Raw genomic sequence first — 20,899 nt, 5'->3', positions numbered from 1 at the left:
TTTTGGCCACAGCCGTATGGCCGCTCGCGTACCGATGTCGCATGCCGCTCTTCCGCCGGAACGGTCGCTCAGCAGCCACGGCTGCGAAGGTGATTACGAACGTCCGCCGTGCCCGTCAGGCGGAGTCGACTATTGGATTGCCTTCTTCCAGGATCGGAAGAGATCTAATAGCACCCTCGCTGGCGTCGGCAGGATGCCCTTTCGGTGCCAGACGGCGCCGACGTCCATGGTAGGGATCGGAATGCTGAGGTCGCGCCTCATAATCCGGTTCCCTTCGAGCGACCACGGACGATAGACGAGATCCGAAAGAATCGTGACGCCCAACCCGAGCGCGACCATGCTTCGCACGGCTTCGATCGACTTGCTCTGTATACGCACCTGCGGTTCGAGGCCGTACTTTCCCCAATACTTCCGAACAGTGCGGACATGCTCGTCCATATCGAGCAAAAGGTAGTCCTCCTGTGCAATATCCTCTAGCGTGACCTGCTGTGCATCTTGCAACGGGTGATCCGGATGCGTCCAAAGCCGGCGCACGGAGCGCAGAATCGTTTCATATTTCAGCTCGTCCACGTCGGCCGTATTGGACACAAGCATTAGACCGATATCCAGCTGATTATCGACGAGGCGTTGTTCGATAACCTCGCGCGCGTCTTCGATCACCTCGACGCTCAGGTGCTCGAAGCGTTGCGCGACGGTAGCCAGCATTGACGGCATCAGGTAAGCCGAGACGGTTTCCGTGACGCCGACCCGAACGTGGCCCGAAATCTGTTCAGGCTCCTCCTGCGCCGCGACTACAGCGCGCCCGATGGACACATTCGCGCTCTGCACATGCCGAAGAAATCGCTCGCCGGCCCGGGTCAGCCGGACGCCCCTCGCGTGGCGCTGCAGCAGCGGCACCCCCACGGTGTCTTCGAGATTCTTCAGCGCGATCGTCATCGACGACTGCGAAACGGCGCAGAGATTGGCGGATCGGGAAATCTGCCCGGTATCGGCCACCGAGATGAAGTACTCGATCTGGCGAAGCGTGATGTGTGTGGCCACGTTGGCGTACTCCGCTGAGAGGTGGCGCCATGCAATCGGGCGGTGCGAACCGGCGACCAATCCGAGGTATTGAAAAATTATATATCGCGAGGCCTGAAATATGAATTAGGCAGGGCAATTTCGGCTGCATAGCATCCCGTCATGAAAGAAAACCGTGGAACGATGATGGAGACGCAGGAGAAGAAGGGGTACTGCACGTTATGCCGGTCAAGATGCGGCACGATCAACACGGTCCGCGGCGACATGTTGCTGAAGGTGCGCCCCGACACTACACACCCGACCGGCAACGCGATGTGCATGAAAGGCAAGGCCGCGCCGGAACTCGTACACAGCCCCGACCGGGTGTTGTATCCGATGCGCCGCACTGCCCCAAAAGGCGCGGCCGACCCGCACTGGAAACGGATCAGTTGGGACGAGGCGCTTGACGAGATCGCGACCACGCTCGCGCACGTCAAGCGGGAAAACGGCGCCGAATCGGTGGTGTTCGGCGTGACCACCCCGAGCGGTACGCCGATGAGCGACAGTATCGACTGGGTGGAGCGATTCGTCTGGTCGTTCGGAAGTCCGAATATCTGCTACGCAACCGAGATCTGCAACTGGCACAAGGATTTCGCGCACGTGTTTACGTTCGGCTGCGGCATGCCAATGGCCGATTACCGGAATTCCGACGTCATCGTGCTGTGGGGTACGAATCCAGCCAACACGTGGCTGGCCCAGGCGGACAGCATTGCAGCGGGTCGTCGCAACGGCGCCAGGCTGATTGTCGTGGACCCGAGACCCACGGCGCTCGCGCGCGAAGCGGATGTCTGGCTGCGCGTGCAGCCAGGCACGGACGGCGCGCTTGCCATGGGCATTGCCCGGCAAATGATCGCGACGGGAAATATCGACGATACATTTGTCCGCGCGTGGACGAATGGCGCGTTCCTGGTTCGTCGTGACAGCGGACATTTTTTGCGTGAACGCGACATCGATCCGGAGTCGTCGAACAATCGATACGCGGTCTGGAATGGCGCGCTCAATCGACTCGAACTCGTCGGAGAAGAGGCGCGCACGTCGCCGTCCGATCTTTCGATTTCAGGCTCGTATCAGGTTTCCGTATTCGATCTGACGGGGCGCGTAATAGAGGTCGCGTGTACGCCCGCTTTCGAGTTGTACAGCAGCGCGCTGTCTGAGTACACGCCCGAAAACGTGAGCGAACTCACGGGTGTCGACGCCTCGGCAATCGAAGTCGCGGCGGCGATGCTCAGCCCACGCCAGCGCATCGCCTATCACGCGTGGTCCGGCGTGGGACAACACACGAACGCGACGCAAACAGAGCGGGCGATCGCTACGCTGTACGCACTGACAGGCGCATTCGATACGCGGGGTTCAAATCGCGAGTTGCCGAAACAGCCGGCAACCCCCCTCAGCAACTACGCCATGCTGAGTCCTCAGCAACGAACAAAGGCACTCGGACTTGACGAGCGACCGCTCGGCCCGCCCGCCCAGGGATGGGTGACCGCACGCGATGTTTATCGGGCGATTCTCGAGGCGAAGCCGTACCGGGTGCGCGCGCTTGTCGCGTTCGGCACCAACATGGTGATGTCGCAAGCAGACAGTGCATTGGCGCACGACGCGCTGTGCGCGCTGGATTTTCATGTTCATTGCGACCTGTTCGAAACGCCTTCCGCCCGCTATGCGGACATCCTCCTTCCGGTCAACACGCCGTGGGAACGGGAAGGACTGCGTCTCGGCTTCGAGATCAATGAGCGGGCCGTCGAATTGGTCCAGTTGCGGCAGCGGATGGTGACGCCCCGCGGGGAGAGTCGGGCAGACTACGACATCGTGCTGGATCTGGCGGTCAGGCTCGGGATGGGGGATCAATTCTTCGGTGGCGACGTCGAGAAAGGATGGAACCATGTTCTCGAACCGCTGGGCCTGGACGTCGCGACCCTGCGTTCACATCCCGAGGGCATTTACCGCCCGCTCAGGCAGCAGGAAAAGCAATACGCCTGCACGACGCCGAATGGCCCGCGAGGCTTTGCGACCGAAACGCGCCGCGTCGAGTTCTATTCGGAGAAGCTGCGTCGGTACGGCTATCCGGCCGTCCCGCAGTATGTACCGCCGAGCCGCGGAGAAGGACCACGCGCAGCCGACCGTCGACGCTTTCCGTATACGCTCACTTCCGTCAAGAACGGCTACTACTGCCACAGCCAGCATCGTGGCCTGCCAAGCCTTCGTCGCCGCGCGCCGTATCCCGTCGCGGAACTGAGCGCCGATCTGGCGGCCACCAAGGGCATTGTCGAGGGTGATTGGATACGTGTCGCCAGTACCAGCGGCACCGCGCGATTTCGTGCGCGAGTGGTCCCCGAACTCGCGCCGGATGTCGTAGTTGCGGAGTACGGCTGGTGGCAGGCGTGCGACGAGATCGGCATGGAATCGTCGGCGGCCCTGGGGAGCACAAACAGTAACTACAACAGCATCGTGTCCGGCGCCAGCGTCGATCCGCTGAGCGGTTCGTCGCCGCTTCGTGCCGTGCCGTGCGACGTCACGCTCGACCCGTCGTTCGATCCCGCGCGACGGGCATGGCAAGGATTCCGGGACTTTGTCGTGTCGGCCGTACACGGAGAAGCGGAAGGCGTTCGCACGGTTACGTTCAGCGCAGCCGACGGTGGACCGCTCCCCGACTATCTGCCCGGACAGCATGTAACGATCCACATTCCGGAATTGTGCGAAGGGGGAACGACGCGTGCCTATTCGCTCACTGGCCATGCGATTGAAAACGATCGCCGGACCTACTCGATCTCCGTGCGTCATCAGCGGGGCCGAAGTGCCGATGGCGAGCAGTTCGAGGGCGTCATGTCCTCGTATATTCATCGCGAGTTGGCAGTCGGACACAGGGTCTTGCTGCAAGCCCCCAGCGGCACCTTCATCGTACCGCCGACATCGAAGCGACCGGTCGTCATATTCGCGGGTGGGATCGGAATAACGCCCTTCATTTCGTGGCTGGAAACGATCGGACAGTTGGGCACACAAGCGCCCGAATCTCAACTTTTTTACGCGAATCTCAATAGCTCGACTCATGCATTCCGGAATCGAATTGCGCAATTGCAGCGCGCGTTGCCAACGCTCAAAGTCGTAAATTGCTATAACCAGCCGCGCGACGAAGTACCCGGACGCGACTTCGAGATGCAGGGCTACCTCACTGCGGACGTCGTGGACGACGCATTGATACAGCGCCGCGCGCGATTCTATTTATGCGGCCCGGAGCCGATGATGAACGCCATCACGGCGGGCCTCGTCGAGCGGGGCGTGCCGCCGTTCGATATCTTCAGCGAGGCCTTTCGGTCTCCTTCAAAACCGGCCCTCGATCCGTCACAGCGCTTTGCCGTCGAATTCCGGCGATCGCGGATCAAGGCCGAATGGGCACCCGAACGGGGAAGCCTGCTCAGCTTCGGCGAGAGCCTCGGCATCAGCATGCCCAGCGGCTGCCGGGTCGGGCAATGTGAGAGCTGTACCGTCAAGGTCCTCGCGGGCAAGGTGTCGCATATGACAGGGCACGGGCCGGACGAAGCCGATATGTGTCTCGCCTGCCAGGCGATCCCGGCCACCGATATTTCCATTGAAGCGTGAACGACTCACGAGGAGCAAATCGAGCATGAAATTTTTCGACACGCCGGCGACTCGCGAGGCGCTGGACTTCGCCACGCTGATTCCGTCGCTGAAAGAGGCGTTCATCAAGGGGTGCGAGGTTCCACTCCGACACTCGCACACGATCAATTGCGGCGACGGCAACACCGGCACCGTATTGATCATGCCGGCATGGGAAGCGGACCGATATCTCGGCATCAAGACCGTGAACATTTTCCCGGCTAATCAGGGCCGCGGAATGCCCGGCTTGCACTCGACCTACGTGCTGTACGACGCCGGCACGGGTGAGCCTCTCGCGCAGATGGACGGCAATGAAATCACCTCACGCCGGACCGCCGCCGCGTCGGCACTCGCGGCCACCCTTCTGGCGCGCGACGACTCCTCGCACATGGTGCTGTTGGGCGCCGGACGCGTGGCAAGCCTCGTGCCGGCTGCGTATCGAAGCCAGCTGCCAATCACGCATGTCGAGGTCTGGGATATCTATCCGGAGTCAGCCGCGCGACTCGTACAGCAACTGCGAGACGAAGGTTTCAATGCGGCAGTGGTCTCCAGTCTGCCGGACAGCGTGGCGCGCGCGGATGTCGTGAGCTGCGCGACGCTCGCCACCGAGCCGATCGTACGCGGCTCATGGCTGAAACCGGGAACGCATCTCGATCTTATCGGAAGCTTCACGCCGCAGATGCGCGAGGCTGACGACGATAGTTTCCGCAACGCACGCGTGTTTGTGGATACGGACGAGGCACTGCGGAAGTCCGGCGACCTCATTGGGCCGCTGTCGCGCAACGTGATTTCGCCGGCGGACCTGAACGGTACGCTCGCCGCCTTGTGCCGGGGCGACGTCGGCGGGCGATCAGACGGCAGCGAGCGCACGGTATTTAAAGCGGTGGGGACCGCACTCGAAGACCTGGCTGCGGCAACGCAGGTTTATGAAAAGTATGTTTAATCACTCGAAGCGTCGGAGACCATGATGAAGGAATTGAACCGTCAGCAAGACCTGCCAGCCTCGACAGCCGACGCTGCCGTCGGGCTCGAGCGTATGGCCGCAGCCGTGACCCGTTGGTCGGAAAAGTGGTTTCCCGACGCATACCTATTCGCGGCGATCGCGGTTGTCGTCGTCGCCGTCGGCGCCCTGGCGGCGGGCGCGCCTGTACAACATGTGGGCATTGCCTTCGGAGACGGATTCTGGAGCCTGATTCCCTTTACGATGCAGATGGCGATCGTGGCCATCTCAGGCTACGTGGTCGCGGTCTCTCCGCCTGCCGCGAAATTGATCGCATGGCTTGCCCGCCTGCCGTCGAACGGCAAGTCCGCGGTGGCATTCGTCGCGCTGGTCAGCATTTCGGCGTCGCTTTTCAACTGGGCGATCAGCCTGATCTTCAGCGGCCTGCTGGTTCGCGCGCTCGCTCGTCGCACCGGGCTCCGTATGGACTACCGGGCAGCGGGTGCCGCCGCCTATCTCGGCATGGGCGCGACCTGGGCGCTGGGATTGAGCTCGTCGGCATCGCAATTGCAGGCGAATCCGGACAGTTTGCCGAAGGCGCTGCTGGCGATCACCGGTGTCATTCCGTTCTCCGAGACGATTTTTCTGCCCCAGTCGTTACTGATCGTCGCCGCTCTGACCGTGGTATCGCTTTTGATCGCGTATCTCTCCGCGCCCGGCGCGGAGCGCGCCAAAACCGCGCAGTCTCTGGGCATCTCGCTGGATGAGGCGGAACTCGAAGTCGCCGCGCCTTCACGCCCCGGCGACTGGCTCGAGTACAGCCCATTGATCACAATCCTGATCGTCGCACTCGGCTCGGTTTGGGCATGGCACGAATTCACCACGAAAAATCCGGTGTTGGCCATCTCCAACCTCAATACCTACAACTTCGTGTTCCTGCTGGCCGGGATGTTGTTGAACTGGCGCCCCCGCCGCTTCCTGAACGCGGTGGCGAAATCGGTGCCGTCTGTGGCCGGCGTGTTGATCCAGTTTCCTCTCTATGGGGGCATTGCGTACATGCTGACGAAAGCCTCCGCGCCGTCGGGACTACCGTTGGCCGATCATATTTCTCATTTCTTCGTCACCGTGTCGTCGCATGCGTCGTTTCCGGCGCTGATGGGCATCTACTCTGCCGTCCTTGGATTCTTCGTGCCGTCGGGCGGCGGGAAATGGATCATCGAAGCACCGTACGTGATCGCGGCCGCGAAGGAACTCCAGGTTCATCTGGGCTGGGCGGTCACCGTCTACAACGCGGCGGAGGCATTGCCGAATCTGATCAACCCTTTCTGGATGCTGCCGTTGCTCGGCGTGCTGGGATTGCGGGCTCGTGACGTGGTGGGCTTCACGTTCACCCAGTTCATCGTGCATCTCCCGCTCGTGATCTTCTTGCTGTGGATTCTTGCGGGGACGCTGACCTTCCATCCCCCCGTCATGCCTTGATCCGCCTGTGACGCCAGCCTGGTGCAGCAGGTTAAAAGCCGGCGGATAGCTACCGCACGCCCCAACCTGCCGCTTCCGACACAGCTTGCTCAGCCCGCGTCCAGATCACGTCCCCCGGTTTCTTCAAGCATCGACACGGCAATCAACGAAACGATCACGCAGCCGATCATGTACCACGCCGGCGCCATCGTGTTGCCGGTCGCCTTGATGAGCCATGCGACGACCAGTTGCGAGGTCCCGCCGAAGACCGACACCGCAACCGCATAGGCGCTCGCCAGATAACCGGCGCGGACATGTTTCGGGAAATTCTCGGGCATCAGGGAATACGCCGGGTTGGCAGGCGTCTGTCACCCGCTGCCGAGTTCCTGTGGACCAGGCTCGTCAAGGCGCTGCAGCGGCGTCAGGGGTAGTTTGCATAAACCTCGCGCGACGTGGTCGATCGAGCGCCGGCTCTGGCTCACATGAGAATCGCCCGAGCAGCGCTGCGAAAGGTAGCCGGCGCTTCGTGTTTCGGGCTTAACCCTTGAATGAACCACGCCGTTTTTTGCTTAACGTTCAGTCGTAGCGGCGATGTTTGTGATGGCGCTTGCCCGAACGGTAGCCACGGGAATAGTCGTCCGCGTACGAATTGGACCGCGACATGTTCCCGCCGAGCGCCGAGCCCGCGCCGCCACCCACGGCCGCGCCGACGAGGCCGCCGGTGCGGCCGCCCATCGCATTGCCCGCCGCTGTGCCGGCACCGCCCCCGAGCGCGCCGCCGATGATGGCGCCCGTGCGTTCCCTGCGGTTTGACGTGACTGCGCCGCCGGCGCCGCCGCCCACTGCTCCGCCAATGACGGAACCCGTGCTGCCGCCTATTGCGCCGCCCAGTGCAGCGCCGGCTACGCCGCCGAGCGCGCCGCCAAGGGCATTGTTCATATCGCCGGCTACCGCCGGTAACGACACGGCAGTGGTAAGCGCCGCAATGGCAACAATCTGGAGGATTTTCTTCGACATAAAAGGTCTTTGGTTTTTGGGACGGCGCCGAGTATAACCGCCCCGCGAAAGGTTTTTGTAACCCGGCGGTTAGGGTCCCGGTAAGAGGTGTAACAAAATGATGAGCGCGCACAATCCACGCGATGGCGAGCGCAACGTCCCGTTAGCGCGCGGCCGCGGATACTTGATTCCAGGTATAGCCAGCACCCGGCGACTGGAATACCGTCGTGAATCCATGCCACTATTGCCGCTGCCGCCGGTCGAGCGTTGCCGGCCGTTCCGGCAATCCCCCCACCGGTTCTTCCCCTCTACGCGGCCCTATGGCGCAACCATCGTCCGATACTTTCGAATCCGTGCTGCCCGGCCCGCTCCTGATCGTCGAGGACGAGCCACCGATGCAGGCCCGGCTGCGCGCGATTCTCGCGACCCTCGGCTACACGGACGACATCCTGTCATTCGCTGGCAGCATTGCCGAAGCCAACGCGCTGCTGGCCAACCAGCCGTTCGCGCTCGCGCTGATCGACGTCGGCCTGCCTGACGGCAACGGCATCGATCTCATACGTGCGTTGCATGGGCAGGATGAGGCATTGCCGCTTCTGGTAATCTCCGCCTGGAGCACCGAGCAGGTGATCGTGACCGCGCTCCAGGCGGGCGCAACCGGCTACCTGCTCAAGGAGCGGGACGACGTTGAAATCGCGATGTCGATCCGCAGCGCACTGCGCGGCGGCGCGCCCATCGACCCATTCGTTGCCAGACGCATTCTCGATCTGACCGGCCTCGCGAGGCGCGCCAGCGCAACCAGCGCGAAGCCGCCAACGCGCTCGCCGCTCAGTCCGAGAGAAATCGAAATCCTGGTGCTGGTCAACAAAGGGCTCACCAATCGCGAGATTTCCGATGTGCTATCCCTGTCCAGGCTAACGGTCGAATGTCACGTCAAGAACATCTACAAGAAACTGGCGGTCAACTCTCGCACTCAGGCCGTGTTCGAAGCGCGCACGCATGGCTTGTTGCCCTGATCTGCGCCCTCGCCGCACTGCACGCCAGCACCGCGGCCGCCGTGCCGGCGCACGCCGACACCCTCACGCATCCCCACATCGAAGCGGCCCGCGCGGACTGGCAGTCTGACAGCCCGCCATCGGCAGGCTGGATTTCAGTATCGCTACCCGACGACTGGTCTTCACGCTGGCCGGAATTCGACGGCGTCGTCTGGTATCGGCTCTCATGGCAACAGGCAGACGTAGCGCATCCTGCCGCGCTGATGCTCGACTATCTGAACATGGCCGGTGCGATTTATCTCAACGGCAGCTTGCTCATGCGCGACCGGCATCTGCTTGAACCGTTGACGCGCGCCTGGAACGCGCCACGCTATCAGGTCCTGAGTCCGCCCTTGCTGCGCGAGGGCACCAATACGCTGCTGATACGCGTGTCGGGGTTGTCGCAATACCAGCCCGGACTTGGCAACGTATCGATCGGCGATCCCGACACGCTCCAGCGCAGCTACGAAGCCGAATACTGGCTGCGCCACGATCTGCAACTCTCCAGCCTTGCCGTGACGGCCACGCTCGGCTGCTTCTTTTTCGCGTTATGGCTCATGCGTCGGCAGGAAGCCGTCTATGGCTGGTTCAGTTTGATGTCGCTCGCCTGGTGGTGGGTGGCGCTCAACCAGGTGGCGACGAGCCCATGGCCGTTTGCCAGTACCGACGGGTGGGAAAGTGCCAACTCGATCGCGTTGATTATCTACAGCGCGGCGTTCACGATGTTCTCCATACGCTTTTGCGAACGGCGTTTGCCACGTATCGAAACTGTACTCTGGCTACTCGTGGCCGTCGGCACGATCGTCATGCTCGCGACACCGCACAGCGATATGGGCATGACGCGCGCCGTCCTGACCGTGGCGCAGGCCTGCAGTTTCTTCGCGACCTGCTTTGCCTTTCTCTACGTCGCATTGCGTCACGGTCGCACCGATCATCGCATTCTGTCGATCTGCATTGCCATTTTCCTGATCGCCGGCGTGCATGACCTGCTGACGTTCCTCGGTATCCTCAACGACAATCGCTACTACTCCGCACTCACGTCGCAATTGCAGATGATCGGCATGGCGCTGGTGCTCGCCTGGAATTTCGTCGCCAGTCTGCGCCGTATCGAGCGCTTCAACGAGGAGTTGAACATCACCGTCGACGCGGCCAGGGTCGAACTGGCGAACACACTGCACCGCGAGCACGAACTCGAAGTCGCCAACGTCAGGCTCAACGAACGGCTCAATCTCGCCCACGACCTTCATGACGGGCTGGGCGGCACGCTTGTCAGCAGCATTGCCACGCTCGAGCACGCACCGCACGGTATCCCGTCCGGACGCTTCCTGTCGATTCTGAAAGAGCTGCGCGACGATCTGCGCATCATCATCGATACGGCCTCGACCCAGCGGCCCGGCGAATCTCCGCTGGCCGATCAGATCGGTCCGCTACGGCACCGGCTCACGAGCCTGCTGGAAAGCCACGGCATCGAATGCCGCTGGTCGATCGCCGGACTTGACCGGTGCTACCTGCCGCCCTCGAAAAGCATCGACGTCATGCGGATTCTTCAGGAAGCCCTCACCAACGTCTTCAAGCACAGCCGCGCCAGCCAGGTGGAGATCGAGCTGCACAGCGACGAGCGCGAACTCGCACTCGCTGTTCGCGACAACGGAATCGGTTTCGATCCCGCCGCGCTCCAGCAGCATGCGGGAACCGGCATGCGCAGTATGCAGGCGCGTGCGCAGCGGCTCGGCGGAACGCTGCGGATTCGATCCGCTGCCGGCCTCACGGCACTGGATATGCAGGTGGCGCGAGCCGAACCTGAACCCATGCTTCGTTAGGCCGTGAGCGGACGCTCACCCACACGCCACAGCCAGGCGACGCCACTGTATCGCCGGTCGTGTGCGGGACCGGCATCGGCATCGGCACCAGGGGGCACGCCAGATACTGCGTGCTATGCTTGGATCGGTAACCTTTTTGCAAGAAACCAACCCGTATCCGTGCCGACAACACGGTAAGCGTCGTCCAGAACGCTGCACGGGTCGGCACAAGACTGAGCCGGACACGATCGCGACCGCCGACCATGGACTACCGTCATCTGCAACAGCGCAAGAGCTTGCACGGCCGCATTGTGCAGGAGCTCGGCATGGATATCGTCGGCGGGAAAGTACAGCCGGGCCAGCGCCTGCCTGCCGAGACTGTGCTGTGCGAGCGCTATGGCGTGAGCCGCCCCGTGCTGCGCGAGGCGACTCGCGTACTGGTGGCAAAAGGTCTGGTGGTGTCGAAACCGCGTGTGGGCAGTGTGGTGAAACCTCGCGCGGACTGGCACATGCTGGACCCCGACGTCCTGTTCTGGACGATCAACAGTGTGCCGGAGGGCGAGTTCTTCGGTTCGCTGCTGACCGTGCGCCGCGTGATCGAACCCGCGGCGGCGGCACTCGCCGCCACGGCGGCGACCAGCGAGGATCTCGCGCGCATCGCATCGGCTTACGATCAGATGGAACGTGCGGAAACCGCAAGCGCGCTACTGGACCCCGACCTCGAGTTTCACCGCGCCATCATGGCGGCCACTCACAACGACCTGCTGGCCTATATCGGCAACATGCTGTCGCTTGCCCTGTCCGAATCGATCAAGCTGACGAGTCGCCATCCGGACACGCATGCGTTGTCGCTGCCTCGTCACAAGGCGATTCTCACCGCGATCCAGAGCCGCGATCCGCTGGGTGCCCGGCAGGCAAGCCTCGTTCAGCTCGACAATGCGCGTGCAGACGCCGTAAGCGTGCTGGAAACCGGCGGCCAGTTTCAGACGCACCCCTGATCCGCACGCAGCGAACGCCTGACGTCCCGCGCGTTGCGCTTCTTTCGTGCAGCCACCCGATAGTCATACTATTCAGGCACCCTATAACGCACAGCAATTCGGCTCCGCGAGATCCGCACTGAGCGAGGCGGGGCTACTCCATCATCGTGTTGCGCCGCACTGCTTCAACCCAATATCGAAGGCCGCGCTGCAGCGCAAAAATTTAATTAGTCCGACTAGTTAAGGGTATACATCGATTAGTAGGCGAAAGAGCGTGATATAGCATTTTCTGGTGGGTAGTCATGCGTACGCGCGTGCACGTGGGCTTCATGAACGAAATGATGCCCGGCTCCGGTGTTGCTCTTGCCGGGGCTTTTCCTGCTTGCGCCGTCATGGACCGTGAAGTGTTCAATAATTGAGAGACGGGAGATAGAAATGGCGCAAGCGAAGGAAGACGAAGACGAAGTGCAAGGCACGCGTCGGGGCTTGTTACAAGGCGCGGGACTCTCCGCGGCACTCGCGTTAATGGGTGGGATGGGCGGCATGGGTGGCCTGATCACGCAGGCCCAGGCGGCGGAAGGCGGTTCGTTCCCCGGCCACAAGCGGTGGAAAATCGTCTTCGTCAATCACGTCACGACAAATCCGTTCTTCGTTCCCACGCAATACGGCATTCAGGATGCGACGGCCATGCTGGGGATGGACTACCAATGGACCGGCTCGGCCAATGCCGACATCGGCGAAATGGTCAACGCAGTGAACGCGGCGATCGCTGCGAAAGCCGACGCGATTGCCGTACCGATCGTCGACCCGAAAGCATTCGACAAACCCATCCAGGCCGCGCTCGACGCAGGCATTCCCGTGTTCGCCTATAACGCCGACGCGCCGTCCGGCTCGACGAATCCGCGTCTTGCGTATATCGGTCAGGATCTCTATCTTTCCGGCTACCAGATGGGCGAGCGAATCTCGAACCTGATCGACAGCGGCCTCGTCGCACTCTTTATCGCCACGCCAGGGCAGCTCAATATTCAGCCGCGGCTTGACGGCGCCGCCGCCGCAATCAAGAAATCGGGCAAGAAGATCGACGTGCAGACCATCGCAACCGGCGCGACCGTCAACGAAGAGCTATCGAAGATCAAGTCCTTCTATCTCGGCCACCAGGATCTCAAAGGCATGTTTGCCGTGGATGCGGGCAGCACCCAAGGCGTGGCCGAGGTGATGAAAGAATCCAACCTGCCGTCCAAAGGTGTCCACGGCGGCGGCTTCGATCTGTTGCCGCGCACGGTCGATCTGATTCACGATGGCTTCCTCGATTTCACGATCGATCAGCAGCCCTACGTGCAGGGTTTCTATACGGTCGTGGAGGCGTTCATCTTTCTCGCCTCCGGTGGTCTGGTAGGGCCCGCCAATGTCAACACGGGCCTGAAGTTCGTCACCAAGGGCACGGTCGATCCGTACCTGAACACATCGACGCGCTATGAAGGCAAGAGCACGAAAGCCCAGATCGTGCCACGCACGGGTGCGATCAAAGGGTGAGCGCTCCCGTGACGGACGTTCAAAAATCCGCAATGCGTCCGAGGCGCTGGTCAGGCGCGCTCGGACGCTCCAGCGAAATTCGCATCTTGGCGGTCGCGCTGATCCTCAGCATCTACTTCGAGAGCGTCAACCATGACTTCCTGCTGACCAGCGCGAGTCTTCAGAATCTTTCGCAGTTCATCGCCCCGGTGGCGATCATCGCCTTTGGCGAAATCATGCTGATGATCGGCGGGGAAATCGATCTTTCCGCCGGGATGGTCTTTGCGTTCGCGCCTTTCATCATGTACTTCGCCATCGAGGCCGGCATGCCCGCGTGGCTCGCGATCATTATCGGCGTGATCGCAGCGGGCCTGGTCGGCCTGATTAACGGCGCGGTGACGGTGTACCTGCGCATCCCCTCTTTCGTGACCACGCTGGGTACGTTGTTCTTCGTGAACGGCCTCACCCTGACGATCTCGCGAGGTACGCCGGTTTCGCCGCCGGAGAACTCCGCGTTGGCTGCGTTCATGGGGGAATGGGGTTACAGCGAAATCATCTGGACGCTTGCCATTGCCGCCTTCATGCACGTGTTGCTGCGTCATACACGCTGGGGTTTGCATACGATCGCGTCGGGAGCGAATCAACTGGGTGCGAGCGAAGCGGGGATCCAGGTCAGACGCCTGAAACTCGGCAACTTCATTCTTGCCGCGGTGCTCGCCGGCTTGACCGGGATACTCGAAGGTTTTCGTATCACGTCGATCGATCCGCAAGCGGGCGGTAACCAGATCATGTTTCTTGCGGTTGCCGCGGCCGTGATTGGCGGCACGCCGCTCGCCGGCGGCTCGGGCACGATCATCGGCGGGCTGATCGGCGCGGCGGTGCTCGGCATTCTCAACGACGGCTTCACGCTGATCGGTATCAACGCCTTCACCTTCAACATGATTCTCGGCGCGGCGATCCTCGGGGCCATGATCTTCAACATCCACGTGGTTCGTCTCGCACGCAAGGGAGAGCTGTGATGTCCGAGGTGCCGGAGGCGCTGCGCGGCGAAGATATCGTCAAGCGTTTCGGTGCGGTCACCGCGCTCGATGGGGTGTCGCTAACACTCCGACAGGGCGAGATCCTTGGCGTGCTGGGCGACAACGGCGCCGGCAAATCGACCTTGATCAAGATCCTGACGGGCTTTCATCAGCAGACCGGCGGCAAGCTTTTTGTCGGCGGCGAGGAAACCTTGCTTCGCTCGGTCGACCATGCCCGTTCGCTCGGCATTGAATGCGTCTACCAGGATCTGGCGCTGGCCAATTCGCTGAGTATCTATCACAACATGTTTCTCAATCGCGAGATCATCCGGCGCGGGCCGTTCCGGCTGTTGAACAATCGCGCCATGCGTGAGCGCGCCGCCGAGTGTCTGGAAGAAATCGGCGTGCATGTGCCGTCGGTCGATCTGCCGGTCGAGCAGTTGTCCGGCGGACAGCGGCAGGCTATCGCGGTGGCCCGCGCGGTCAATTCGAATGCGAAAATTCTGCTGCTCGACGAGCCGCTCGCCGCCATGGGCGCCCGCGAGGCTGGCCTGATCATCGACCTGATCCTGCGGCTGAAGAACAAAGGCGGCCTGTCGATCATCATGATCATGCACAACTACGCGCAGACGCTCGATATCGCGGACCGGGTGATGCTGATGCAGCGCGGGCGTGTCACGTACCAGCGCGAAGCCGCGAGTACGTCGGTTGAAGAATTGATGGATATCGTGCGGCGCGAATATCGCGCAATGCGAACAGCGGCGAACTGATCCCACAAGCTGCGCGCAACGCGTACTGCCTTGCGCAAAATGCCTAAAAAAAAGCCGGCCCTATGAGGGCCGGCCAAATGGGTTCCGGCCCACTCCGAGGGCCAGTGCCGGAACCGTGTGCAACTGGTGTACAACCGGTGTACAACCGGCCATGTTCAAAGATTCGGCAATCGGTCTTCAACCGGCTCGTAGCAATAGCGAAACTCGCGATCCCCCATCGGCCACGAGTTTCCCGTGCTATCCGTCAAGATCCAGTCGCCCGGGTGCACCTTGCGCCAACCCTCCGGTGTGGCAACGGCCCACAACTGCCCCTGGCGTTCTACTCGCGGGTGATCGCCTGGGGCAAACCATCTGCTTGCTTCCACGGTTGAACCTCGATTACTGTGCCTACTGAAGCGCATCCTCGCACCCTGTCTGTCGATCTCAGGAGCGGACCTGTGGCGCCTACAGGTCCGCAGCAGACTGTCTGCTGAAACAACACCGCGTTCGACACCGCATTCGCGGCACACGGTTTCAATCCCAGGCCAGCTTGCTGAACTGATAGCCCTTGCCGCGGACCGTCTTGATGCGCTGCGACGTACCGGCGTGGTCGTGCAGCTTGCGACGCAATTTGGAAATGCCGCCGTCGATCGTGCGGTCGAGCCCATCGAATTCGATGCCGCGCAGTTGCCTCATCAACTCGTCACGGCTTACCACCTCGCCCGCGCAACTCACCAACGCCCACAACAAGTCGAACTCGGCCGATGTCAGATCGGGCTGGCTGCCATCCGGGAGCTTGACCGTACGGCTTGCCCGGCAGATCTCGAACTTGCCGAAGGTATAGCGCTCGGGTTGAGCAGCCTCCGCCGCACGCGTAGTCACGGGGCGCGATTGCGCCTTGATGCGCGCCAGCAGCACGCGCGGTTCGACGGATTGATGTATGGGGGCGTCCGCGCCGAATTCGCGGCCCAGTATTTCGGCGAACTGTTTGTTGCGCTCGGGCACCATGATGATCATCCCGTCGAACTGTTCGCACGCGTCGCGGTAAATCTGCAAACCGTCCTTGCCTGACAGGTTCGCTTCGAGAATCGCCAGGTCCGGACGACGCTCGAGAATGGCCGGCACGGCGTTGTTGCCGTGCAGCACCGCCTCGACGTCGTATTCGCGTTTGCGCAAATAGTCGCTGACCAACGCTGACAGGCGGTCATCGTCTTCGACAAACAGGATCCGGAATGACATGGGACGAATCGTTCACGACGAGTTGTTTGAATAGCGGCAGGCAAAGGCATGGCGCGATGCACGGTCAACACGCAACAACGCCGCGCCAGCCTGCTCGACGCGCAGCATAGCTTATGCGTTGGACATCTTGCGCACCCCTATACAAATCTCCACAAATGCACAAGCAATTCGACATGAGCGCACACAATCCATCGGCCTGATCGGTAGCGGGAAGACCTGCCGCAACGAAAGGCTGGCGCAATGCGTGGCCGCCGCATTGTTTGTCGGAAGAGTTCGTGACGCGCTTGAGCTTGTGGGCCGATAATTCCCATGGCGACCTCCAGTAGCCTGAGTTGGCCGGGTACTGCTGCACTCCCCTGGCACACCACTGCCGTTCGCGATTTTTTCGACGCCACCTGTCCGTCAGCATGCGGCCCGCGCGTCATTGTAGTGGCGGCTCAATGCAATTCGCCCGCCCTAACCCCATGACGGAGGCTCATATGCAATATCTATTGATGATCTACTCGGAAGAGAACGGCTGGAACAAAATGACCGCCAGCGAGCGGCAGCAAGGCGTTGCCGCCTATCAGGCGTACACCGAGTCGTTGAAAAAAGCGGAGGTGCTGCTGGGCTCCAACCGCTTGCAGCACACGAGCACGGCCACCACGGTACGGCTTGTCGACGGCAAGCCGCAGGTGCTTGACGGACCGTTTTCCGATTCGAAGGAGCAGCTCGCCGGCTACTACCTGATCGACGTGCCCAATCTGGACGCGGCAATCGCGTGGGCGTCGCGTTGTCCCGGCGCGGCGCACGGCCTGATGGAAGTGCGCCCGGTCTGGACTGCCCCCTACGACGCGCCGTCTGTTGCATGAACCCGTCCGGCGGCGACCGTGACGCTGACGGTGCCACACATTCGATTGCGGAGGCGGTCGCTCGCCGCAGTTACGGCAAGCTCGTCGCGCTGCTGGCGATGCGTACCCGCGACGTCGCCGCGGCCGAGGACGCGCTCGCCGACGCGTTTGCGGCCGCGCTCGCGGACTGGCCGAAGCGCGGCTGCCCCGCGAATCCCGAAGCGTGGCTGATGACGGTGGCGCGCCGCCGGGCGCTCGACGGCGCGCGACATCGCCGGGTCGGCGATGAAGTGGTGAATCAGCTCGCGATCCTCGCCGACGAGATCGACGAACGCGAAGCCGGCCTGTTGCCCGACCGGCGGCTTGCGCTGCTGTTCGCTTGCACGCACCCGGCGCTCGACGCCGCGATTCGCACGCCGCTCATGCTGCAGGTGGTGCTGGGGCTCGAAGCGAAGACGATTGCGTCCGCGTTCCTGATGTCGCCCGCCGCGATGACCAAGCGTCTCGTGCGAGCGAAGAACAAGATCCGCGAAGCCGGCATTCCGTTCAGCGTACCGGAGCGCGAGGAGCTGCCCGAGCGGCTCGCTGCGGTACTGGAAGCGGTCTATGCGGCGTATGCGGAAGGATGGACCGATCCGGTCGGCAGCGATACCGAGCGGCGCGATCTCGCCGGCGAGGCGCTGTTTCTTGCACAACTGCTCGTCGAGCTGCTGCCCGAGGAACCGGAGACGCTTGGTCTGCTCTCGCTGATGCTGTACGCGCAGGCGCGGCGCGATTCGCGACGCGACGCAGCCGGCGAGTACGTGCCGCTGTCGGCGCAGGATCCGGCGACATGGAACGCACCGATGATCGACGCCGCCAGCGCGTTGTTAAGACGCGCAAGCGCGTTCAACGCCATCGGGCGCTTTCAGCTCGAGGCCGCGCTGCAGTCCGCGCACGTCCACCGCTGCTGGACGCATCGCCCGAACTGGGATGAGATCGTGCAACTCTACGATGCGCTGCTCGCGCTCTCGGCTTCGCCGGTGGTCGCCGTGAACCGAGCGCTCGCGCAGGCGGAACGGGACGGCCCGCGGGCGGCGCTCGACGCGCTCGAGCCGTACGCGGACGATCCGCGGCTGAGCGACTACCAGCCGTACTGGGCCGCGCGTGCCGATCTGCTCGCACGTGCCGGTGCGACGGCCGAAGCGCTTGGCGCGTACGACCTCGCGATCGGACTCGAACGCGATCCGGCCGCGCGCCGGTTTCTGCAGCGCAAACGCACTGAGGTGTTATCGGCGGGAAGTTAGATCGGTGCAGTCCGCCAATCAACGCTCGACTTTCGACATCACCGCCGTCGTCGGGTCATACCGGTAACCCTTCTGCGAAAGCCGCTCGGCCATCGTCGCGCCGATCAGCTTTTGCTGCGTGTCCCGGGATATCAGATCGCTATCCGGCTTGATGCGCTCAAGTTCGGACGAGAGCTTGCGAATGAGCGCCACTTCTCCTGTACTGCGCGAGTCGATAAACAGAAGCTTCTCGTTTGCCGCAGCGAGTCGTTCCTTGAGATCCTTCGCGTGCGCGACCCACTGTTCCGCGATTGCCCTAAGATCGTTAAAAGCCTTCTCATGCGCTTTGGCCTGAGCCGAAATCTGGCGTTGCAACTCGGCGACTTCTTCCGCCGACGCTGATTCGGACGCTTGATTGGCAAGCTGAAGATGGCGTCGCGCTTCTTCCGCGCGAATTTTTTCGACTTCCGCGAGACGTTGCGCCAACGTCGCCGCATGCTGCTCGGCGGCCTCGGCCCGTTGCTTTGCGCTGGTACCGTCTTGTGCAACCCGGGCCAGTTCCTCGCTCGTTGCCGACGCGTTCTGCGATACCCGAGCCAACTCAGCTTCCGCCACCGTTTTCGCCTCGGTGATGGCGCTAATCTGTTGCCGCGCCGCCTCGAGTTCGCTCGTCACACGCTGCAGTTCGCCCAGTTGAAGCGACGCTTCATCGTGCCGCGCTGCGCCTGCGTCGCGCTCCGCCGCGAGCGCGCTGCGCGCTTCGCCCAACTCAGCCTCAAGCGCAGCGATCCGCGCCAGGCTCTCATGTGCCTGCGCCGTGGCCGCTTCTACGCGCGACAACGCCGCGCCGGCCTCCTGCGCCCATCGTTGCGCATCGGCCGATTTCGCCTGCTCGACGTCGGCAAGCTGCTGCTGCAACGCCGCGGCATGCTGTTCGGCAGCCTCCGCCCGTTCCTTGGCGGCCGAGGCGTCTTGTGAGACCCTCGCCAGTTCGGCGCTCGTCGCCGAGGCATTCTGTGCAAGCTGAGCCAGTTCGGCATCCGCAGCGGATTTCGCCTCCGTGATGGCGTCAAGCTGTTGCCGCACCGCATCGAGTTCGCTCGTCACGCGCTGTAGTTCGCCAAGCTGAACCGACGCTTCCTCGCGCCGCGCTGCGCTCGTCTGCTGCTCTGCCGCAAGCGCGTTGCGCGCCTCGGTCAGTTCGGCGTCCAATGCGGCGACCCGCGCCAGGCTCTCGCTCGCCTGCGCCGCGGCGGCGTCCGCACGCGATGAGGCCGCGCTCGATTCCTGAGCCCAGCGCTCCGCTTCAACCGTCTTCGCCTGTTCTACGTCCGCAAGTCGCTGCGCTAACGTCGCGGCATGCTGTTCCGCCGATTCTGCGCGCTCCTTCGCAGCAGACGCCTCGTGCGAAATCCGGGCGAGCTCGGCATCCGCCGCCGCTTTCGCTTCGGTCATCGCACCAACCTGCTCCCGCGCCGCTTCGAATTCCCGGCTCACACGCTGCAATTCGTCGAACTGAATCGCGGCTTCCTCACGACGCGCTGCGCTTGTCTGGCGCTCTGCTTCAAGTGCGTGACGCGCCTCATCCCTTTCGGCTTCCAGTCCGGCGACCCGCGCGAGACTCTCGCTCGCCTGCGCCGTGGCCGCTTCCGCGCGATCCGACGCCGCAGTTGCCTCCTGCAACGCTTTATCCGCTTCGGCCGACTTCGCCTGACAATCGAAGCCCAGCGAGGAAATCTCCTGCCGCGCCTCGTCGAGCTCCTGCTTCATCCGCGCGATTTCGTCGTTCTGGGTCGACACGGCGGTGGCCAGCTCTTCGCGCGCCTTGCGCTCCTCGTCGAGTTCCGCCCTGGTGTGCTCCAGCGCGGCCTGTTCCGTCGACACTCGCTGCGCCAGTTCTGCCGCGCGAGCCTCGCCCGCTTCGGCCCGGCCCGTCGCAGCCGCGAGTTCCGCTGTGAGGCGAGCGGACATGGCCTCGGAAGCACCTAATGCATTCGTCAGCGCAATATGGCGCTCGCGCTCTGCTGCAACTTCTTCGGCCGACTTCTGGTACTCGACTAGCACCTCATCGCGTTCCGCACGGAGAGCGTCGAGTTGCTGGTTCACGGCGCTCAGGTGCTGACTGACCGCTTTGTCGGCTTCGCCTTGAGCCGCCATCCAGAGCCGATCCGCGGCGTTCATCATGGTTTCGGCAATATGCCCCGGCAATGCAGCCTGCACCTGCATAGGCGGCGTAACGGGCTGCCGCACTTCGCGCCAGCGTTGCAAAGCCGCTGCAATGGCAACAATCGACCCGCCGGGAAGCTCCGGCCAAATGGTCACCGGGGAAACTTTCCGGCCTTCCTCGACCATGCGATCCGCGATTTCCGCGACCCGTTCGTCCGTGATGGTGTCTGCGTCCGTGAACATA

Annotated in this window: 16 protein-coding genes; 11 read left to right on the top strand and 5 right to left on the bottom strand. The window is 62.6% G+C overall.

Annotated elements, in window-relative coordinates; translation table 11 throughout:
* Positions 1–129: 129 nt before the first annotated feature.
* Complete coding sequence (locus AC57B6_RS37435; protein ID WP_028195225.1) at positions 130–1,041, bottom strand: LysR family transcriptional regulator; 912 nt, start codon at positions 1,039–1,041, stop codon at positions 130–132.
* 165 nt (positions 1,042–1,206) lie between these two features.
* Between AC57B6_RS37435 and AC57B6_RS37430 the strand changes: the two genes are divergently transcribed.
* The 3 genes from AC57B6_RS37430 to AC57B6_RS37420 are packed head-to-tail and all read left to right on the top strand — an operon-like array spanning position 1,207 to position 7,090.
* Entirely contained in the window at positions 1,207–4,653 is a 3,447-nt protein-coding gene (locus AC57B6_RS37430; protein ID WP_496423316.1) for a molybdopterin-dependent oxidoreductase, read from the top strand.
* A gap of 25 nt (positions 4,654–4,678) precedes the next feature.
* A complete protein-coding gene (gene lhpI, locus AC57B6_RS37425; protein WP_496423229.1) occupies positions 4,679–5,614 on the top strand; it encodes a bifunctional Delta(1)-pyrroline-2-carboxylate/Delta(1)-piperideine-2-carboxylate reductase in 936 nt (311 codons plus the stop codon).
* Positions 5,615–5,638: 24 nt separating this feature from the next.
* Entirely contained in the window at positions 5,639–7,090 is a 1,452-nt protein-coding gene (locus AC57B6_RS37420; RefSeq protein WP_496423315.1) for a short-chain fatty acid transporter, read from the top strand.
* A gap of 89 nt (positions 7,091–7,179) precedes the next feature.
* Here AC57B6_RS37420 and AC57B6_RS37415 read toward each other — a convergent pair whose 3' ends face one another.
* Together AC57B6_RS37415 and AC57B6_RS37410 are read right to left on the bottom strand one after the other, a co-directional pair.
* The gene (locus tag AC57B6_RS37415; RefSeq protein ID WP_051743256.1) at positions 7,180–7,407 is read right to left on the bottom strand and encodes a hypothetical protein; all 228 of its coding nucleotides are present in this window, start codon (positions 7,405–7,407) and stop codon (positions 7,180–7,182) included.
* A 238-nt stretch (positions 7,408–7,645) separates the two neighbouring features.
* Positions 7,646–8,086, bottom strand: a complete 441-nt coding sequence (locus tag AC57B6_RS37410) for a hypothetical protein (protein ID WP_030099644.1) — start codon at positions 8,084–8,086, stop codon at positions 7,646–7,648.
* Between the two features lie 299 nt (positions 8,087–8,385).
* Here AC57B6_RS37410 and AC57B6_RS37405 point away from each other — a divergent pair, with 299 nt between their 5' ends.
* The 6 genes from AC57B6_RS37405 (at position 8,386) to AC57B6_RS37380 (ending at position 15,176) form a co-directional block, all read left to right on the top strand.
* A complete protein-coding gene (locus AC57B6_RS37405) occupies positions 8,386–9,081 on the top strand; it encodes a response regulator transcription factor (protein ID WP_030099643.1) in 696 nt (231 codons plus the stop codon).
* A complete protein-coding gene (locus tag AC57B6_RS37400; protein ID WP_496423228.1) occupies positions 8,991–10,919 on the top strand; it encodes a sensor histidine kinase in 1,929 nt (642 codons plus the stop codon). The genes AC57B6_RS37405 and AC57B6_RS37400 overlap by 91 nt, the downstream gene beginning before the upstream one ends.
* A gap of 242 nt (positions 10,920–11,161) precedes the next feature.
* Complete coding sequence (locus AC57B6_RS37395) at positions 11,162–11,896, top strand: FadR/GntR family transcriptional regulator (RefSeq protein WP_028195232.1); 735 nt, start codon at positions 11,162–11,164, stop codon at positions 11,894–11,896.
* 414 nt (positions 11,897–12,310) lie between these two features.
* Entirely contained in the window at positions 12,311–13,408 is a 1,098-nt protein-coding gene (locus AC57B6_RS37390; RefSeq protein ID WP_496423227.1) for a sugar ABC transporter substrate-binding protein, read from the top strand.
* Positions 13,409–13,440: 32 nt separating this feature from the next.
* A complete protein-coding gene (locus AC57B6_RS37385; RefSeq protein WP_051743255.1) occupies positions 13,441–14,406 on the top strand; it encodes an ABC transporter permease in 966 nt (321 codons plus the stop codon).
* A complete protein-coding gene (locus AC57B6_RS37380) occupies positions 14,406–15,176 on the top strand; it encodes an ATP-binding cassette domain-containing protein (RefSeq protein ID WP_030099639.1) in 771 nt (256 codons plus the stop codon). The genes AC57B6_RS37385 and AC57B6_RS37380 overlap by 1 nt, the downstream gene beginning before the upstream one ends.
* Before the next feature lie 513 nt (positions 15,177–15,689).
* Here the strand turns inward: AC57B6_RS37380 and AC57B6_RS37375 are convergent.
* Positions 15,690–16,394, bottom strand: a complete 705-nt coding sequence (locus AC57B6_RS37375; protein ID WP_046572370.1) for a winged helix-turn-helix domain-containing protein — start codon at positions 16,392–16,394, stop codon at positions 15,690–15,692.
* A 479-nt stretch (positions 16,395–16,873) separates the two neighbouring features.
* On the opposite strand from AC57B6_RS37375, the gene AC57B6_RS37370 reads away from it, so the two are divergent.
* A complete protein-coding gene (locus tag AC57B6_RS37370; protein ID WP_028195237.1) occupies positions 16,874–17,245 on the top strand; it encodes a YciI family protein in 372 nt (123 codons plus the stop codon).
* Positions 17,242–18,510 carry an RNA polymerase sigma factor gene (locus tag AC57B6_RS37365; RefSeq protein ID WP_496423226.1) on the top strand — a complete coding sequence of 423 codons (1,269 nt, stop codon included), beginning with the start codon at positions 17,242–17,244 and terminating at the stop codon, positions 18,508–18,510. The genes AC57B6_RS37370 and AC57B6_RS37365 overlap by 4 nt, the downstream gene beginning before the upstream one ends.
* A gap of 18 nt (positions 18,511–18,528) precedes the next feature.
* On the opposite strand, the gene AC57B6_RS37360 is transcribed toward AC57B6_RS37365, so the two are convergent.
* Positions 18,529–20,898 (bottom strand): DNA-binding protein, encoded by a 2,370-nt coding sequence (locus AC57B6_RS37360; protein ID WP_496423225.1) that lies wholly within the window; start codon positions 20,896–20,898, stop codon positions 18,529–18,531.
* Position 20,899: the final 1 nt, after the last annotated feature.

The organism is Paraburkholderia sp. BGA-UO-ETr-F12 (assembly GCF_059567945.1).
The sequence above is the reverse complement of the archived record's forward strand: the minus strand, read 5'-3'. Positions and strand labels throughout refer to the sequence as shown.